Source organism: uncultured Fluviicola sp. (genome assembly GCF_902168135.1).
In the GTDB taxonomy this organism is placed as follows: Bacteria; Bacteroidota; Bacteroidia; order Flavobacteriales_D; family Crocinitomicaceae; genus Fluviicola.
In genome coordinates, this window is record NZ_CABHOL010000015.1 from 132,981 (window position 1) to 148,111 (window position 15,131).

The 15,131-nt window shown below is 42.4% G+C and carries 12 protein-coding genes; 6 read left to right on the forward strand and 6 right to left on the reverse strand.

Annotated features, from left to right (window positions below; all coding sequences use genetic code 11):
* Positions 1–139 precede the first annotated feature (139 nt).
* From QZT69_RS03650 to QZT69_RS03660, 3 genes are read left to right on the forward strand one after another with little or no spacing between them, the layout of a single operon-like run.
* On the forward strand, positions 140–2,047 hold the full coding sequence (locus QZT69_RS03650; RefSeq protein WP_294670608.1) for an SUMF1/EgtB/PvdO family nonheme iron enzyme: 1,908 nt from the start codon (positions 140–142) through the stop codon (positions 2,045–2,047).
* A 16-nt stretch (positions 2,048–2,063) separates the two neighbouring features.
* Positions 2,064–2,672: a sigma-70 family RNA polymerase sigma factor gene (locus tag QZT69_RS03655; RefSeq protein WP_294670610.1), complete on the forward strand. Its 609-nt coding sequence runs from the start codon at positions 2,064–2,066 to the stop codon at positions 2,670–2,672.
* A 1-nt stretch (position 2,673) separates the two neighbouring features.
* Positions 2,674–3,279 carry a hypothetical protein gene (locus QZT69_RS03660; protein WP_294670612.1) on the forward strand — a complete coding sequence of 202 codons (606 nt, stop codon included), beginning with the start codon at positions 2,674–2,676 and terminating at the stop codon, positions 3,277–3,279.
* Positions 3,280–3,996: 717 nt separating this feature from the next.
* Here QZT69_RS03660 and QZT69_RS03665 read toward each other — a convergent pair.
* Both QZT69_RS03665 and fbp read right to left on the reverse strand, forming a co-directional pair.
* Positions 3,997–4,323, reverse strand: a complete 327-nt coding sequence (locus QZT69_RS03665; protein WP_294670614.1) for a hypothetical protein — start codon at positions 4,321–4,323, stop codon at positions 3,997–3,999.
* A gap of 38 nt (positions 4,324–4,361) precedes the next feature.
* The gene (gene fbp, locus QZT69_RS03670; protein ID WP_294670616.1) at positions 4,362–5,378 is read right to left on the reverse strand and encodes a class 1 fructose-bisphosphatase; all 1,017 of its coding nucleotides are present in this window, start codon (positions 5,376–5,378) and stop codon (positions 4,362–4,364) included.
* Positions 5,379–5,664: 286 nt separating this feature from the next.
* Here fbp and QZT69_RS03675 point away from each other — a divergent pair, with 286 nt between their 5' ends.
* Together QZT69_RS03675 and QZT69_RS03680 are read left to right on the forward strand one after the other, a co-directional pair.
* On the forward strand, positions 5,665–6,474 hold the full coding sequence (locus QZT69_RS03675; RefSeq protein WP_294670618.1) for a T9SS type A sorting domain-containing protein: 810 nt from the start codon (positions 5,665–5,667) through the stop codon (positions 6,472–6,474).
* 136 nt (positions 6,475–6,610) lie between these two features.
* On the forward strand, positions 6,611–7,516 hold the full coding sequence (locus QZT69_RS03680) for a DMT family transporter (RefSeq protein ID WP_294670620.1): 906 nt from the start codon (positions 6,611–6,613) through the stop codon (positions 7,514–7,516).
* A 76-nt stretch (positions 7,517–7,592) separates the two neighbouring features.
* Here QZT69_RS03680 and QZT69_RS03685 read toward each other — a convergent pair whose 3' ends face one another.
* Positions 7,593–9,110: a GH3 auxin-responsive promoter family protein gene (locus QZT69_RS03685; protein WP_294670621.1), complete on the reverse strand. Its 1,518-nt coding sequence runs from the start codon at positions 9,108–9,110 to the stop codon at positions 7,593–7,595.
* 156 nt (positions 9,111–9,266) lie between these two features.
* Here QZT69_RS03685 and QZT69_RS03690 point away from each other — a divergent pair, with 156 nt between their 5' ends.
* Positions 9,267–10,085, forward strand: a complete 819-nt coding sequence (locus tag QZT69_RS03690; RefSeq protein WP_294670623.1) for a universal stress protein — start codon at positions 9,267–9,269, stop codon at positions 10,083–10,085.
* A gap of 66 nt (positions 10,086–10,151) precedes the next feature.
* Here the strand turns inward: QZT69_RS03690 and QZT69_RS03695 are convergent, their stop codons facing one another.
* From QZT69_RS03695 to QZT69_RS03705, 3 genes are all read right to left on the reverse strand, one after another.
* Positions 10,152–10,538, reverse strand: a complete 387-nt coding sequence (locus QZT69_RS03695; RefSeq protein WP_294670625.1) for a hypothetical protein — start codon at positions 10,536–10,538, stop codon at positions 10,152–10,154.
* Between the two features lie 62 nt (positions 10,539–10,600).
* Positions 10,601–14,509: an adenylate/guanylate cyclase domain-containing protein gene (locus tag QZT69_RS03700; protein ID WP_367241815.1), complete on the reverse strand. Its 3,909-nt coding sequence runs from the start codon at positions 14,507–14,509 to the stop codon at positions 10,601–10,603.
* Between the two features lie 62 nt (positions 14,510–14,571).
* Entirely contained in the window at positions 14,572–15,096 is a 525-nt protein-coding gene (locus tag QZT69_RS03705) for a ferritin (protein ID WP_294670629.1), read from the reverse strand.
* Positions 15,097–15,131: the final 35 nt, after the last annotated feature.

Sequence of the window (15,131 nt, forward strand, 5' to 3'; positions counted from 1 at the left end):
CCATAGCTCTTGCCTTTGTGAAGCCATTGTGCCTTCGCTGACCGCATGTCGCCAAAGCTTTAGCGGCGGCACAAGCTACAGCATAAGCGTTTTGGCAAAGCAAGGTCAGCGCAGGCGCAGATTTTTTTAATTTAAGAACATGAAACACTTATTTATCGGACTTACTTTTTTAACCTGTTTCAATTCCTTTGCTCAGAAAGACGGAGACCAAAAACCGGAAACGGTTTACAGTATCGTGAAAGAAGAACGAGCATTAAAATGGTACGAAGACCAGCTAAGACTTTGGAAAGCAGAAGTAGATAAAAGTCCAAAGAACGGAACTGCCTGGACAAATTATTATGCTTCGGCAAGAGCGCTTCGAAACACCAATCCGCACGGATCAGAAGAGCGAAAAAAATACACCGAACTCTGTGCACAAATCGCGGGGGAAGTTCAAAAAGCCATGCCGAATACTTTTGAGGGCTATTTCATCCCTTTCATAGAAAACGAAGGGGCATGGGGAAACCCGGAAGGACTTTTAAAAGCTGCCGCGATCAACCCGGACGATCCGAGACTGTTGGACGAAATGCTGATTCATTATGCGATGGAACGCAACCAGCAGCAATTTGATGTGTACGGCCAGAAAATGTTCAATACCAACGAACTGCCCGTGGGATTGCTCAACTGGGGATACAATGTAGTCTCCGAACTGGACGAAAACGCAATCTTATTTACCATCGGAGACAATGACACATACGCTGCATGGATTATGCAGGCGGCTAAAAAAATGAGACGGGACATTACAGTTGTCAATACTTCACTCATTGAACTGGAAGGTTACAGAAACCGGCTCCTGAAAGAACTTGGATATCCTCCATTAACAGTGAAAGAGCCTGAATCCGACGAAGAATACCTGCAAAAGAAGAAGCAAATATATGCGCACTTTTTCCAGGGTAAAAGACCGGTTTATGTGGCAACAACGGCTATCAGCTTATTTGAAAAAGACTTTGGTGATAAATTGTACCTTACCGGTTTGGCATACAAATACAGTGACTCCAATTTTGACAACACAGCAGTCATTCGCAGGAATTATGAAAAACGGTATTTGCTGGATTACCTGAAAGAAGTTTTTTCCTATAACATCGGGGATCTGAAAGCACAGGAATTCAATGGAATGTATGTTCCTTCCATGATCAAATTGTACAAGCATTATTCGGAAACAGAAGAAACCCTGAAAAAGCAGGAACTGGAACTATTGCTGCTGAAAGTGTCTGAACAAAGCGGACAGCAAAGTGAGGTTTTTGAACTCCTTTCCGAACAAAATAAGCCGGTTTCCATTCTTTCAGCGGTGCTTGATTTGAAAACCCTGGAAAAAAACATGATCCCTGTTAACGGAAACATCTATATGGACAAGTATGAAGTAACGAACGGAGATTACAGCAAATTCCTGAATAATCTGAAAATTTCCGGTCAAACCGACTTGTACCAATCTGCTCTGTATGATTCTACCCAATGGATCAAGGACAAATACGCCGTCAGTTTCAATGATCCAATGATGAATTTATACCATTGGCATCCGGCTTATCAAGATTATCCTGCCGTTTGCATTTCATACGAAGGAGCAAAAGCATACTGTGAATGGTTAACCAAACAATACAATTTGCAGCGCAAAAGAACATTTACACAGGTTGTCTTTCGCTTGCCAACAGAGCAAGAATGGAGAACTGCAGCTGGTTCCGGAGATTCGAAAGCCATTACTCCGTTCCCAAACAATGAAATCAAGGAACCCGATGGGAAACATTACCGCGGAAACATACGCACCTCGAAAGAGCGCTTTTTTGATGACGGTGGTTTTCACCAGGTAAAAGTATCCAGTTATCTGCCCAACAAGCTCGGACTTTACAATACTCTCGGAAATGTTTCCGAAATGATCAGCACCAGGGGAAAAGCAATCGGAGGATCCTGGTACGACTTGTTTGAAGATTGTACTTTTGATAAAACACAAACGTATTCAAACCCGGACCCTGCAGTCGGCTTTCGAGTTGTGATGGAAATAATAGAAAAGTGAAAAAGCCTAAGTAACCTTGAAGAGTTTACATCATAAACAACAAAGCGACGAAGAGTTGATGGTTCAGGTAATGGACCATCATTCTCCTTTGTCTGCCAAACAAGCAGAATTGGCCTTGGAGGAACTGCACCGACGGTACAGCAAAAAACTGCTGGGTTACTTTATCAAAATGCTGAACAAGGATGTGGATTTGGCACAGGATTTTGTGCAGGAAATTTTCCTGAAACTCCTGGAGAAAAAACACCTGTTTAATCCGGAGAAGAAGTTTTATTCCTGGATTTTTACAATTGCTTCCAACATGTGCAAAACCGCTTACCGGCATCATGGAAAAACGGTTTCACTGCATCCGGAAATCAATCATCCGAGCGGTTTAGCTGAAAATCTCCTGGAGAAAAAGCTGTTCTTAAAGGCATTGCAAGACGCCATTGACGACCTGGAACACCATCACAAAACGGTCTTTGTACTGCGCTACCTGGAACATTTTCCCTTAAACGAAATTGCAGAGATCACGGAATCTTCCCTGGGAACGGTAAAATCGCGCTTATTCTACGCAACAAAGAAAATCACGGATCAACTGAAACATTTTGATCCGAGTTTTGAAACAATACTTTTTAAATTGAATTGATATGGAAGAGCAACACGAACGCTTATTCGATTTGATCGAATCCAAATCTTTTGAGGAACTTACCAACGAAGAGAAATCCTTCGTTCTGAATCACTTAACGCAAGCGGAATACAATCTTCAGCGAACTGTAATTGCTGCAGTACCTGCTCTCGAATACCCCGATCATGAACCGCTGGCTCTGGAAATTCCGAAAGCGAAAAAGCACTTTTTAAATCGTTCCGTTCCACTTTACCAGGTGTTGATCGGAGCTGCATGCCTGATCGTTCTTTTTATGGTGGGGAATCAAAAAAGTTTTTCCCTTAACTGGCGTTTCTCCGAATATCCTTTGGAAATTTCGGTGACCGGTGCTTCTTCCGGGAAAATCATTCACGACACGATCGTAAAAGAAATTCCGGTTTTCAGGACCGCTTCAACGATTATTCACGATACGGTCACTGTTGTGGAGCAGATTTTACAACAGCCGGAAAAACGCATGCTGGAAGTGAAAAATACGCTAGTCTACCCGGAATTGAACGAAAAATTGCTGGAAACGAAAAGTACTCCTTTCAAGGATGATCAGACGGCGCAATTCCTGCCCTCCATGAATATTGTGAACACCATGAAGTAGAATATTCACTTTTTAGCTTCGGAAATTCGTTCCAAAATTTGCTTTTGTAACAGATCATTGAATACCATTAAATCCGTCAGAAAAGTATGATAGTAATTGTTTTTTATCGTGTTATCCAACATGATTTTTTCCATGAATCTTTCTCGCAATTTTGAACGGATAAACGGATAGTGGTTTGCATAAACTTTTAAAAGCAACCTGTTCTCACAATCATTTATCAGACAATACTCAAAAATGCGGTTTTGATACCGGTTGTTTAATCTATTGAAGTTACTTCCATAATGAATGAGCACACTTTCGTGGACAGTTTTATTGATTTTTATTTTTTGAGGACCAAGATACATGAATAACAAATCAATTGCTTCAGGACGGTTTTCCATGAAAAGAATCCAGTTCGGAAAAATGACCCTCGGAAGCAATGGATGTAACTTCTTATTCGTCAAAATCAGATCATAAACCTTAAATAGAGCTGTATTTCCAAGTTTGTATTTTTGATTTGAAACAAGTTTTATTGCAAGTGCAAGATATTGGATACCAACAAATTTCTCCGCATATTCCAAAAAAACAAAAATCTCCTGTTGATCCTCTTCCGTTAACTTGTCTCCTTTGAATGAGTTTTTTAGCCTTCGAAAATGTTCTGCAGCCTCTTGAGCAATGTAATATTCCTGATTATTTATCATAGGGTCGTAATCCGCGGCGGCGGATGCTAAATTACATCTAATCTAATTCGTTTGAGTCATTTTTTCCAGGAATTCCCCTGGCAAACAATTGCTGTCCATAAAATACAAACAACAAAATCAATCCGCTTCCAAAGAAGATCAGTGCCAACGGGCGTGTTCCGTCATCAAAGAAAAATTCACCGATCATCCAGGTCGAATTTGCCAGGATCCAAAGGATTACCGCCAGGTTATGCATCAATTCGGAATAGGAGCTGCGCATTTTCCAGGTTAGCCAAAAAGCGACGGCAAGTGTTGGCAGGATCATAATCGTTCCCGGCCATTTCAGATCAGCTGCCCAGCAAATATCCTTGAGCAGCCAAAGCAAAATATGAAGGTTTTCTATTTTCCGGAAATCGAGGAACATTATGCCTTGGCACGTGCTGTTTCCAGGCAGTTAATCGCCTTTTCCATCATTTGTTTGGAACCTGTAAAGAATCCGCAGCGCTGATGTAATTGGTGCGGTTCCAAATCCAAAATGCGTTCTGTACCGTTGGTTGCCATTCCGCCTGCTTGTTCGGCAACAAAAGCCAATGGGTTGCACTCGTAAAGCAAGCGCAGTTTTCCTTTCGGGCTTTGGTTCGTTACCGGGTAAATGTAAATTCCCCCTTTAATGAGGTTTCTGTGAAAATCTGCTACCAAAGAGCCGATGTACCTTCCGGAATAAGGTCTTCCGTCAGCCTTAACTTCCTGGCAAAACGAAATGTAATCTTTTACTCCCTGTTCACATTCGTGAATGTTTCCTTCGTTCATGGCATAAATACGGCCCGTTTCCGGCATGCGCATATTCGGATGCGACAAACAGAATTCACCGATGGAAGGGTCGAGTGTAAATCCATTTACCCCGTGTCCGGTTGTATAAACCAACATGGTTGAAGAACCGTACAGAACGTAACCGGCAGCAACCTGCTGTGTTCCTTTTTGCAGCATATCTTCCAGGGTTGCAGGAGTACCTTTCGGAGAAATGCGTTTGTAAACTGAGAAAATCGTTCCTATCGAAACATTGCAGTCGATATTGGAAGAACCGTCCAAAGGATCAAACAGCACAATGTATTTTCCACTTTGAGCGCGTTCGGATGTAAAGGCTAAAAAGTCGTCATTTTCTTCAGAAGCAATTCCACAGATCTCACCACTTGATTCAAACACTTTGATAAACTGGTTATCTGCAACCACATCCAGTTTTTGCTGTTCTTCACCCTGGATATTCATATCTCCCTGGGCACCAAGGATATGATCTACCAATCCGGCTCTACGAACATCTCTTGCCACAATTTTTGATGCAATTGAAATATCGTTCAAAATGCGGGACAATTCCCCGGATGAGCCCGGAAATTCCGCCTGTCGTTCCATAATAAAATCGCTCAATGTGATGATGTGTGACATACCTGCTGTTTTTGCTTTTTGACAAAGATATGAAATAGCTTTCACCTTTTAGTGGATCGATTTAGCGGTGAATCCACAATTTCAAAAAATCTGCTGATTTTAAATAGATCAATCGAATCAAAAATGAGGTGTTTCGCCTACTGCTTATTGGTTTGTTCGCTGCATCCTGTAAATGAACCGGGGCAAATCCATAATTAAATCCGGGTTTTTCATAACTACTTACAACTACTGATGGTTTAATTTCGGAATACCGGTAAACGGTTATGTCGAATTAAACTTCCATCGTATGAAAACAATTTATTCTTTATTCATCGCAATAGGTATTTGCGGTGTAAACCAAGCGAATGCCCAGTGTGTTGTCAATCCTTTTCTCATCCGGTATTTCGAATTCAATGGTTCAGCTTACGAGATCGTGCTTGAGAACCAAAACTGGCAGAATGCAGCTTCCTGTGCTGTTTCCCGCGGGGGAAAGCTTGTTGAGATCAACTCTCAGGAAGAACAGGACGCACTATTCCAGGAAATCAACAATGTATTTTTTGATCATGCACAAACCGTTGCTCCGGACGGAGGTGGTGCATCCTACATGTGGTTGGGCGGCAATGATTCTTCTTCCGAAGGAAACTGGGTTTGGAACGGTGATAACGACACACAATCTTCTCCTTTCTGGATAGGTACTTCCAACGGTTCACCTGTAAACGGAAGTTACGAAAACTGGGGCAACGAGCCGGATAACTGGAACAACCAGGACGGTTTGGCAATAGCTGTTACCAATTGGCCTTTGGGTCAAGCCGGGCAATGGAATGATGTGTTTAATACCAATGAACTTTATTACATTATTGAATACCCTTCAACATCTCTTGACCTCCGGGAAAACACATCCGGCGCATTCGCTATGTGGCCAAATCCGGCAACCAGTCAATTAACCGTTTCTCTTCCAAACAAGGAAAGTAAGATCGTATTTACCGATTTATCCGGTAAGCTCCTTTTTACCAGTGAAACGAACTCAGAAATTACGGTGCTCGATATTTCCAACCTTGCGGCCGGTACGTACCTGGTACATGCAAACGGACAAGTTCAAAAACTTTTCATAGAGTAACAAAGACCGGCAGAGGGAACTAAGAGAAACTCTCCATTCTCTCCCCCTGCCGGCTTTGTTTATTAAGAGGTGTAATATTTGCTGAATTTGTCGAAAGAAACAAAGCAGGGATTCAAATAAGCTCTAACTTTGGGGCATGTTTCAAAAGTTCCGGTATTATATTTTGATGCACCTCATTATTTTCATGTGGGGGTTCACCGGAATTTTGGGAAAACTCATCCATATTGAAGCACAGTATTTGGTTTGGCACCGTATCCTGATCGCGTTTATTTCGCTGCTCATTGGTTTGTACCTGCTGAAAATGCCCATGAGGATCCGCAATCGAAAAACCATGCTGAAAGTTTTCGGGACCGGAATCATTGTTGCCCTGCATTGGATTACGTTTTACAGTGCTATTAAACTTTCCACTGCTTCATTGGGAATTTTGTGCTTGTCAACAGCTACCCTGCACGTTACCTGGATTGAGCCGATTGTCTTCAAAAAGAAATTCTCCTGGGTGGAATTCCTATTCGGCGCGTTGGTAATCTTCGGGATTTACTTTGTTTCTTCCGATTTCGACGAAACGCAATATTTAGCACTTGCTCTCGGGCTGACTTCTGCGCTTTGTGCCGGTTTCTTTTCCGTTTTTAATGCGAAGCTGGCAGAAGAGGTTCCTTCATCTGCTATTACGCTTCATGAAATGGGAATCGGATTGGTCTTCCTTTCCGGGATGCTTTTGTACAACGGAAAACTGGACAGCAACTTGTTTAAAATGACCGGAAGCGATTTTGCCTGGCTTTTGTTCCTGGGTGTTTGCTGTACGTCCTTTGCATTTATTGCCACCATCGAGGTGATGAAAAAACTGGGGGCATTTACGGTTTCTCTAAGCATCAACCTGGAACCGGTTTACACCATTTTACTGGCTATTCCGATTTTACATGAGGATGAGCTGCTAAACGGAAATTTCTACGCGGGTTCTGCTATGATTATCATCGTGGTAGTTGCCAATGCAATCTACAAATCGAAAATGCGGGAGCGGGAGTTGAAAAGACTTCAGTCATAATCCACAGATCAATTCGTATACGACTTTAAACTGGCAGGGACGTGAAGCTTCACGTCTCTGCTATATGCTTTCGGGATTAAATCCCCAGGAAGAGTCTCCACTCTTGCGACTGGTGTTCGTTCATTACGCGCGGGAATTTATTCTGAGATCCCAACTTCCCTTTTTCCTCCATGAACTGGTAGAAATTAGTTACATCCGTTTGGTAAGACGCCGGGGTTTTCAGAGTATCGTATTTTCTCACCGAAGCGTAATCATCATTCAATTCGCAAAGTAAAGCATCAACGGTTTTCATAACCAGCTCATTGTCCATAGACTTGTCCGTTCCGAAACACCAATAATGTCTTTGTTCTTCCGTGTTTGCATAAAGGCAGAACTCCGGAATGGCCACGTTGAGTTTCTCTCCGGCTTTCATGATTGCCATATTGATATTGTCAAGCGACAAGTGCTCGCCCACTAAACTTAAATACTGTTTGATACGTCCGCTAATGCGAATTTCCCGTCGTTCCAAATCCACAAACTGAACCAGGTCTCCAACCAAATAGCGCCACAATCCGGCATTTGTTGAAATGACCAGGGCATAATCTTCTTTCGTGGTTACCTCATCAACAGACAATGCTTTTGCTTCAGGTTTCAGATTCCCGTATTCGTCAAAATTATCCCGGTTAAACGGTACAAATTCGAAGAAAATCCCGGATTTCAACAGCAATTGCATTCCATTGCTTTCAGCTCTTTTCTGGTAGGCAAAATATCCTTCCGAAGCGAGGTAAGTATTCAGAATATGCACCTTTTTTCCACAAACCTTTTCAAAGCGTTTCAGGTAAGGTTCCATATAAACTCCTCCCGACAGGTACAATTCCAAATTCGGCCAGATATCGTGGATCGATTCTACCTGGTATCTTTCAATGATGCGTTCCATCAGCATAATGCACCAGCTCGGAATTCCGGCAATGGTACTGATATCCCACTCCGGTGCTTTTTCCACCATACGGTCCATCTTCTTATTCCAGTCTTTTATCGCTGCTGTTTCTGCATCCGGTTTGGTAAGCGGAAGCAACACAACCGAAGTATGTTTCTTGAGAATTCCGGACAGATCGCCTTCAAAGTGTTTTCCTTTTTTTTCCGGTTTGGAAGATCCGCCGACCGCTAAAAACGATTTTTGATAGAATCCATCGGAAAGGTTCAGGTCAGCAGTTGCTGTAAACTGTTTAATTGTATTGCGCTGGAATGAACGGATCATTTGTTTGGTAACAGGGATCCGTTTACTCGGTGAACCTGTTGTTCCTGAAGAAAGTGCAAAATATTTGATCTTTCCGGGCCAGATTACATCTTCCTCTTCGTCCAGGCAGCGATGTAACCAGGTTTGGTAAAACTGGTCATAATCACGAATCGGAATGGTTCTTTGGAATTCTTCCACTATGTTTTCTGAGTCCAAAATGGATTGGAAATCATAGTGATAGCCAAATTTCGTTTCCTGCGCAAATTTTAAGATCTTCGAGAGGACTTTTATCTGATCTTTGAAATCAAGTCCTTTCAACGCATTTCTGCGCGCAGAAAATTCGGTAGTCTTTTTCAATAATTTCCCGATTATTGGCATTTCTTCTTCATTTTGTAATCCTTACAAAAGTGAGAAAAAACCACGACTTATTGTTTTATTAACGTCTTATTTTTAATATTGGTCCAGGAAATAGAATCAAGCTTCTAATGCTTTGATTACATTTGCACTACTATATAAAACCCACAAAAACTCCTTATGGAAAAAAAGACCATTATTGTTCCCCACGATTTTACACCGGTTGCGGAAAATGCTCTGAACCATGCGATTAATACTGCAAAGATTACCGGTGCGGAGATTTTACTATTACATGTTGTAGCAAAAGACAAGGCTGTTAACGAAGCGGAAGAAAAATTGAAAGGTATTGTAGAGCAGCACAAGGGACAGATAAAGATTACAGCTTACGTCCGTGTTGGAAATATTTTTGACGATATCGGTGATTTTGCTTCGGAAAACCATGCTGAACTTATTTTTATGGGTACACATGGTCAAACCGGGTGGCAGCATATTACCGGAAGTCATGCCTTGAAAGTAATTACCCATTCTACGGTTCCATTTATTGTTGTACAGGAAAAACCTATCCGGGAAACCGGTTATGACGATATCGTGGTTCCATTGGATCTAAACAAGGAAACGAAGCAAAAATTGGCTTATGTTGCAAATATCGCTACTTACTTCAAATCGCGTGTTCACGTAATCACACCTGACGAATCGGATGAGTTCCTGCGCCACCAGGTGAAAGCAAATATCCAGTTTGCAGTGCGTTTCTTCCACGAAAGAGGAATCGATGTGACGACAAAAGTTGTCCCAAACAGCGGATTTGATAAAGAAGTGGTAAAACATGCCGTATCATTGGATGCCGATTTGATCGCTATCATGAATTTGAACCGCAATAACATGCTGGGTGTTATTACCGCAAACCATGAGCAATACATTCTTACAAACGATGCTCAAATTCCAACATTGATTGTGAATCCGGTTGCAGGGAAATACGGAAGCAGTGTTTTATTCAGTTAAGATTTTACTTACCGTTTTTATATTAAAAAAACCCGTCTCGGATAAGCCAGGACGGGTTTTCTTTTTCTAGTCTTTACAAAACCGGTAGGTAAATCCTCCGGTCCGGTCTTCCTGTATCCAAAGGGTGTCTCCCACATGGTTCAGCATGAACCCATAGGAAATCCCGCTTAATTTCATTGTCAGCTTGTTCACTCCCAACGTTTGGGACATTTTCATTCCATAGATGTAAACGCCCTGGTAATAAGTGGTGTCATTACGCTTCCAATCCATATTCTTATAATCCACAATCGTTAAAACCTGTCTGTTTGATGACGACGCCGTATCTTCTGCAAAAGTAGAATCCTGAATGGTGGAAACCCAATTCCAGGTTCCTTCGATATTGTTGGATGGTTCTACCGTATCTTTTCCACAGCTGCAAAGCAGCACTAATAATCCAAAAACACCAATTCTCATTGTCAAATTTTTACCAAAAATAGCCTTGTTTTTCCATTCCTCCTAATCCAATAGCGACTTGATTAATCCTTGTACTCGTTTCTTTCCAGACGTTCTTCTACTTCCTTGAGGTTTTGCATTTTCTTGGTTTGTCTGCTGGCAATAGCCGTAGGTGTAAAATACTTATGCATATTCAGGAAAGCAACCTGCATCAGGTCCCATTGTCTGTCGCCCTGGATCTTCCCGTGCTCACGCAGCTCTCTTCTGAGGCGGTCGGAGATTTCATGGAAATCATCCCTTCCCAGGTAATCCAAATCGGCATCGCAGATAATCTGTTCCAGTTTATTTTTCGGCTGATGCGGGATCTGTGTCACGAAAATCAGTTCTTTAATCTGGGCAATGTGTTGATCCGAGTAGCCGTATTTCGGAAGGATCTCTTCAGCCATTCTCGCTCCTATCGGTTCGTTTTTTTCATAGCTTTCCACGAATCCGGCATCGTGGTATGTCGCTGCTGATTTCAACAGGAATAACCCTTCATCGGTAACGCCTTCCAGCAAGGCATAACGTTCAACGGCACGAACAACATCTTTGGTGTGTTCAATACTGTGGTAATGCAGCATCGGCGACAAGCCTTTCTCCAAGACCTTAATAATGTGTCGTTCCGCTTTGTAATAATTAATGCTACTGTATAAATGCAGGTTGACGATCTGCTGGAAACGGTCATTCGGGTACAATCCTTCGCCGTTGATTGAAAGTTCGGGTTTGATGCGTTCTACCGTAAACATTTCTATCAATCCTTTACTCTTCGTTTTTACCTTTCCGCGATACGTACATTCGAAGTATGGTTCAATGAGCTTAAAGGTAGATCCGGAAATCGTTACTCTTCCGGGTTCACCCATCATTTCCATCCGCTGTGCCTGGTTTACAGTTGCTCCCCAAATATCATAGGCCAGTCGCTCCGAGCCGATAACTCCGGCCGTCACTTCCCCTGTATTGATCCCTAAGCGCAATTCCCAGTATTCTTCACCGTTTTTCAATGCCTCCTCCCGCAGTGTATTCATGTAATCCTGAATTTGCAGCGCAGCTAATACCGCATCTATCGGGTTGGTATTGTTACGCACAGGAACACCACCGGCACACATGTAAGCATCACCGATAGTCTTGATTTTCTCCAGGTTATTCTTTACGATAATCTCATCGAACTTCCGGAAATATACATCCAGCTTATTTACCAGGTCAGTTGGTTTCAACCCTTCAGCAATTTTCGTGAAGCCGACAAAATCCGTAAATAGTACAGAAACCGTTTTATAAGCTCGTGCCGAAGCGCGGCCTTTTGTTTTAAGTTCCTCCGCTGTAGATTCCGGGATGATGTTACGAAGCAGGGTCTCTGTTTTATCTTTTTCGATCTGAAGCAAACGCTTCTGTTCTTCTACTTTCGTTTTTTCTTCTTCAATGACTCTCTTCTGAGATTCGATCTTCATGTTCTGAGCCCGGATCTCTTTGGTTCTCTCCACAATCTTCATCTCCAAACGCACCTGGTCTCTTCTTGCCAAATCGATTCGTGAGCGGATGAAAACAATAATGATCAGGGTCAAAACGATCAAAACGATTACCCAAAACCACCATTTCCACCAGAAAGGGGCTGCGATCTCGATATTCATCTGTGAAGAAGCCTGCACCCAATTCCCGTCGATGCGCTTCACATAAATCTTCAGGACATAAGAGCCCGGAGTCAGTGAAGTAAAGTGAATTTCACTGGAAGAACCCAGGAATACGGAACCTTCGTCCAGACCTTCCAATTCGTACTTGAATTGAAGCAGGTCGCGGTTGATCAAATCCGTTGGTAAAAAACGGATCGTGAAACTTCGCTCATCGTACCCCAATTTGATATTCGACTGAAAGGAAAATGATTCTTTAAACGGTGCTCCTTTATCGCCGGGCTTTAACCAGCGATCATCGAACCGGAACTTCAAAAAGTTGACATATACTTTGTCCTTAAGCTCCTGTAAATTTTCCGGATCGAAAAAATTGTATCCTTCAATTCCTCCGAAATACATATCTCCGTTTCCGGAAAGCAGGTATGCACCGGTATTAAACTCGTTGCTCATTAATCCGTTCACTTCGGAATAATTGGTGCAGCTTTCCTCGGTCTTATTGAATTTACACAATCCCTTATTGGTACTTAACCACAGATTACCGCGGCTGTCCGGAAGGATCCCGTAAACAAAATTATTCGGAAGTCCCTGCTTGCGGGTATATGCCTTTACTTCACCGCTCTGCAGATTCAGCTTCAGCAATCCCGATCCGGAAGAACCAAGCCATAAGGTTGTTTCGTTTTCCTGGTAAATGCTGGAGATAACATCCCGACTGGCTTTCAGAATGGATTTATTCATCGGGTAAGGAATAATCCGCTCTTTTCCGTTTTTATCTATGGAAAGCACGTTGATTCCTCCTACCCCTGTTGCAAAATAGTAAGTGTCATTCTGTCCTCTATATGCCACCCGGCAAATTCCGGCACCGATCGTTGTTTTGGGTTTTTTCGGATCGTAAACAAAGGGTTGAAATTCACCGGTTTTGATATCGTAAAGCAGAACTCCGCCTTTTGTAGCCAGGAAATAGTGTGACTCTTTGTAAGGTGTAATCTGGTAAATTTGCTGAAAACCGGATGGATTGGAAATTCCTTTGTAATTGATTTTTTTAAAGGTTCCTTTTCCATTTTGGATCTTTAAATCATACAATCCGTCATTCGCCCCGACCAAAAAGTGCTTATCCGTTATGTGGTGAATGGAAACAATGCTGTTCTCATTAAAATCACCGGACTTTGAAATGTAGTAATGTTTGAATTTCCCGGTCTTACGGTCCAATTCTGAAATGGCAAAATCTGTTGCTATGTATACTTTCGAGTAATCGGAAGATTCTGCGAAACCCCAAACACTTTCGGAAGGCAATCCCAGGTTCAGGTTGGCTGCCGGGCCCACTCCAAAGAAGGAATCGTTTTTCGGATTAAATCCGCTCAGTCCTCTCAATGTCCCTATCCATATTGTTCCGTTTTCATCACAAAACAATTCATTCAGCTCATTAAAGAGGATGGCATTCTTCTGGAAAATGTCTTTTTTACTGACGGTAACCCTATAACCATCTCTGGAATTACTGACACTGATCAATCCGTTGTTTACCGTAGCGATATAAAACTCATTGATCGATTTCACATACACATCCGAGAACTCTTCTATGCCATAATCTTTCCCGATGAACTTTAAGAACGGGATTAGTTTGTGGTTTTGGGTGTCGAACAGCCAAAGTCCTTCGTTACTGGAAAAAATAAGACTGTTTTCCGTAAAGGGTTCCGCATCTGAAACCAGCCAGGTTTTTCTGTTATTCGCAGGTGTGAGTTGTTTCCATGCTTTTGTTATCAGGTTGTAAACATATACTCCCACATCTTCAAAAGAAACTATCAGTTGGTCTTTTGAAACGAATTTGATATAATGGATGCGTTTGGAAGGAATAGCTCCCGTCAGAAACGAGACTTTTTTGGTTTTTTGATCGTATTTCGCTAATCCGTGCGTGGAAGATCCCACCCAAATATTTCCGTTGTGTTCTTCCGAAATACTTTCAATGGAAAGGTTGTTATCATCTGATGCAAGGAGTGACCGGAAGGTTTCTTTTTTGGGGTCGTAAACGGAAATACCGTCTGCCGTTCCAAACCACAATAGTCCTTTTTGATCTTTCAGACCACAGTGTATATAGGAACTAGCCAGTCCGGGAGTGTCATCCGAGGTAAATACTTCAAATTGTTGCCCGTCAAAACGGTTCAGACCGTCCTGGGTTCCCAGCCATAAGGTCCCTGCTTCGTCTTGCACAATAGTCGTCACCGAACTCTGTGAGAGTCCATCGTTAATAGAAAAATTTCTAAAACGATACGAGACTTGACTTACCGCGCTAGTAGTAGCAAACGCAACAACAGCTCCAATTCCTAGTAATCGAACGAGCATAGAGTACTTTATTTCGTTTGTTTCAACGAATAATTCACCGAAAAAGTTTCACCGTCAAAGCTTTACGCTTTCTGATCTGCGCTTCCTGCTTTCACAGCTGCCGCTGCTGCAGTTTCCATATCGCGATCGAACAGGTAAAGCCCCCCCTTGTCTCCGCCAATCAGGCGCAATTTGTCCAGAATACTGCGACCCAGCGCTTCTTCTTCCAATTGCTCGGAAACATACCACTGCATGAAGTTATGTGTGGAATAATCTTTTTCCTGTAAACAAATATCAACAACACCGTTGATGCTTTCGGAAACCCCCACTTCATGCTCCAGCAGCAATTCAAAAACACGCTCCAAAGAATCGTATTCTCTTGGCGGCTCCGGAATTGAAGGAACAACAGCTACACCTCCGCGCTCATTTACAAATTTGATCAGCTTCAACATGTGGAACCGCTCTTCGTCTGAATGTGTGTACATGAACTTTGCCGTCCCGTTCAGTCCCTTTGTTTCTGCCCAGGAAGCCATAGCCAAGTAATATTGAGAGGAAGATGATTCTTTTTGAATTTGATCATTTAATGCCGCTTCAATTCGCTTATTCATTGTTATAACTTTTTATTCTGTTTCTATCAAAGTTA

Coding starts and splice junctions, on each gene's coding strand:
- QZT69_RS03650 (WP_294670608.1), top strand. CDS start 140: ATGAAACACTTATTTATCGGACTTACTTTTTTAACCTGTTTCAATTCC.
- QZT69_RS03660 (WP_294670612.1), top strand. CDS start 2,674: ATGGAAGAGCAACACGAACGCTTATTCGATTTGATCGAATCCAAATCT.
- fbp (WP_294670616.1), bottom strand. CDS start 5,378: ATGTCACACATCATCACATTGAGCGATTTTATTATGGAACGACAGGCG.
- QZT69_RS03675 (WP_294670618.1), top strand. CDS start 5,665: ATGAAAACAATTTATTCTTTATTCATCGCAATAGGTATTTGCGGTGTA.
- QZT69_RS03680 (WP_294670620.1), top strand. CDS start 6,611: ATGTTTCAAAAGTTCCGGTATTATATTTTGATGCACCTCATTATTTTC.
- QZT69_RS03685 (WP_294670621.1), bottom strand. CDS start 9,110: ATGCCAATAATCGGGAAATTATTGAAAAAGACTACCGAATTTTCTGCG.
- QZT69_RS03690 (WP_294670623.1), top strand. CDS start 9,267: ATGGAAAAAAAGACCATTATTGTTCCCCACGATTTTACACCGGTTGCG.
- QZT69_RS03695 (WP_294670625.1), bottom strand. CDS start 10,538: ATGAGAATTGGTGTTTTTGGATTATTAGTGCTGCTTTGCAGCTGTGGA.
- QZT69_RS03700 (WP_367241815.1), bottom strand. CDS start 14,509: ATGCTCGTTCGATTACTAGGAATTGGAGCTGTTGTTGCGTTTGCTACT.
- QZT69_RS03705 (WP_294670629.1), bottom strand. CDS start 15,096: ATGAATAAGCGAATTGAAGCGGCATTAAATGATCAAATTCAAAAAGAA.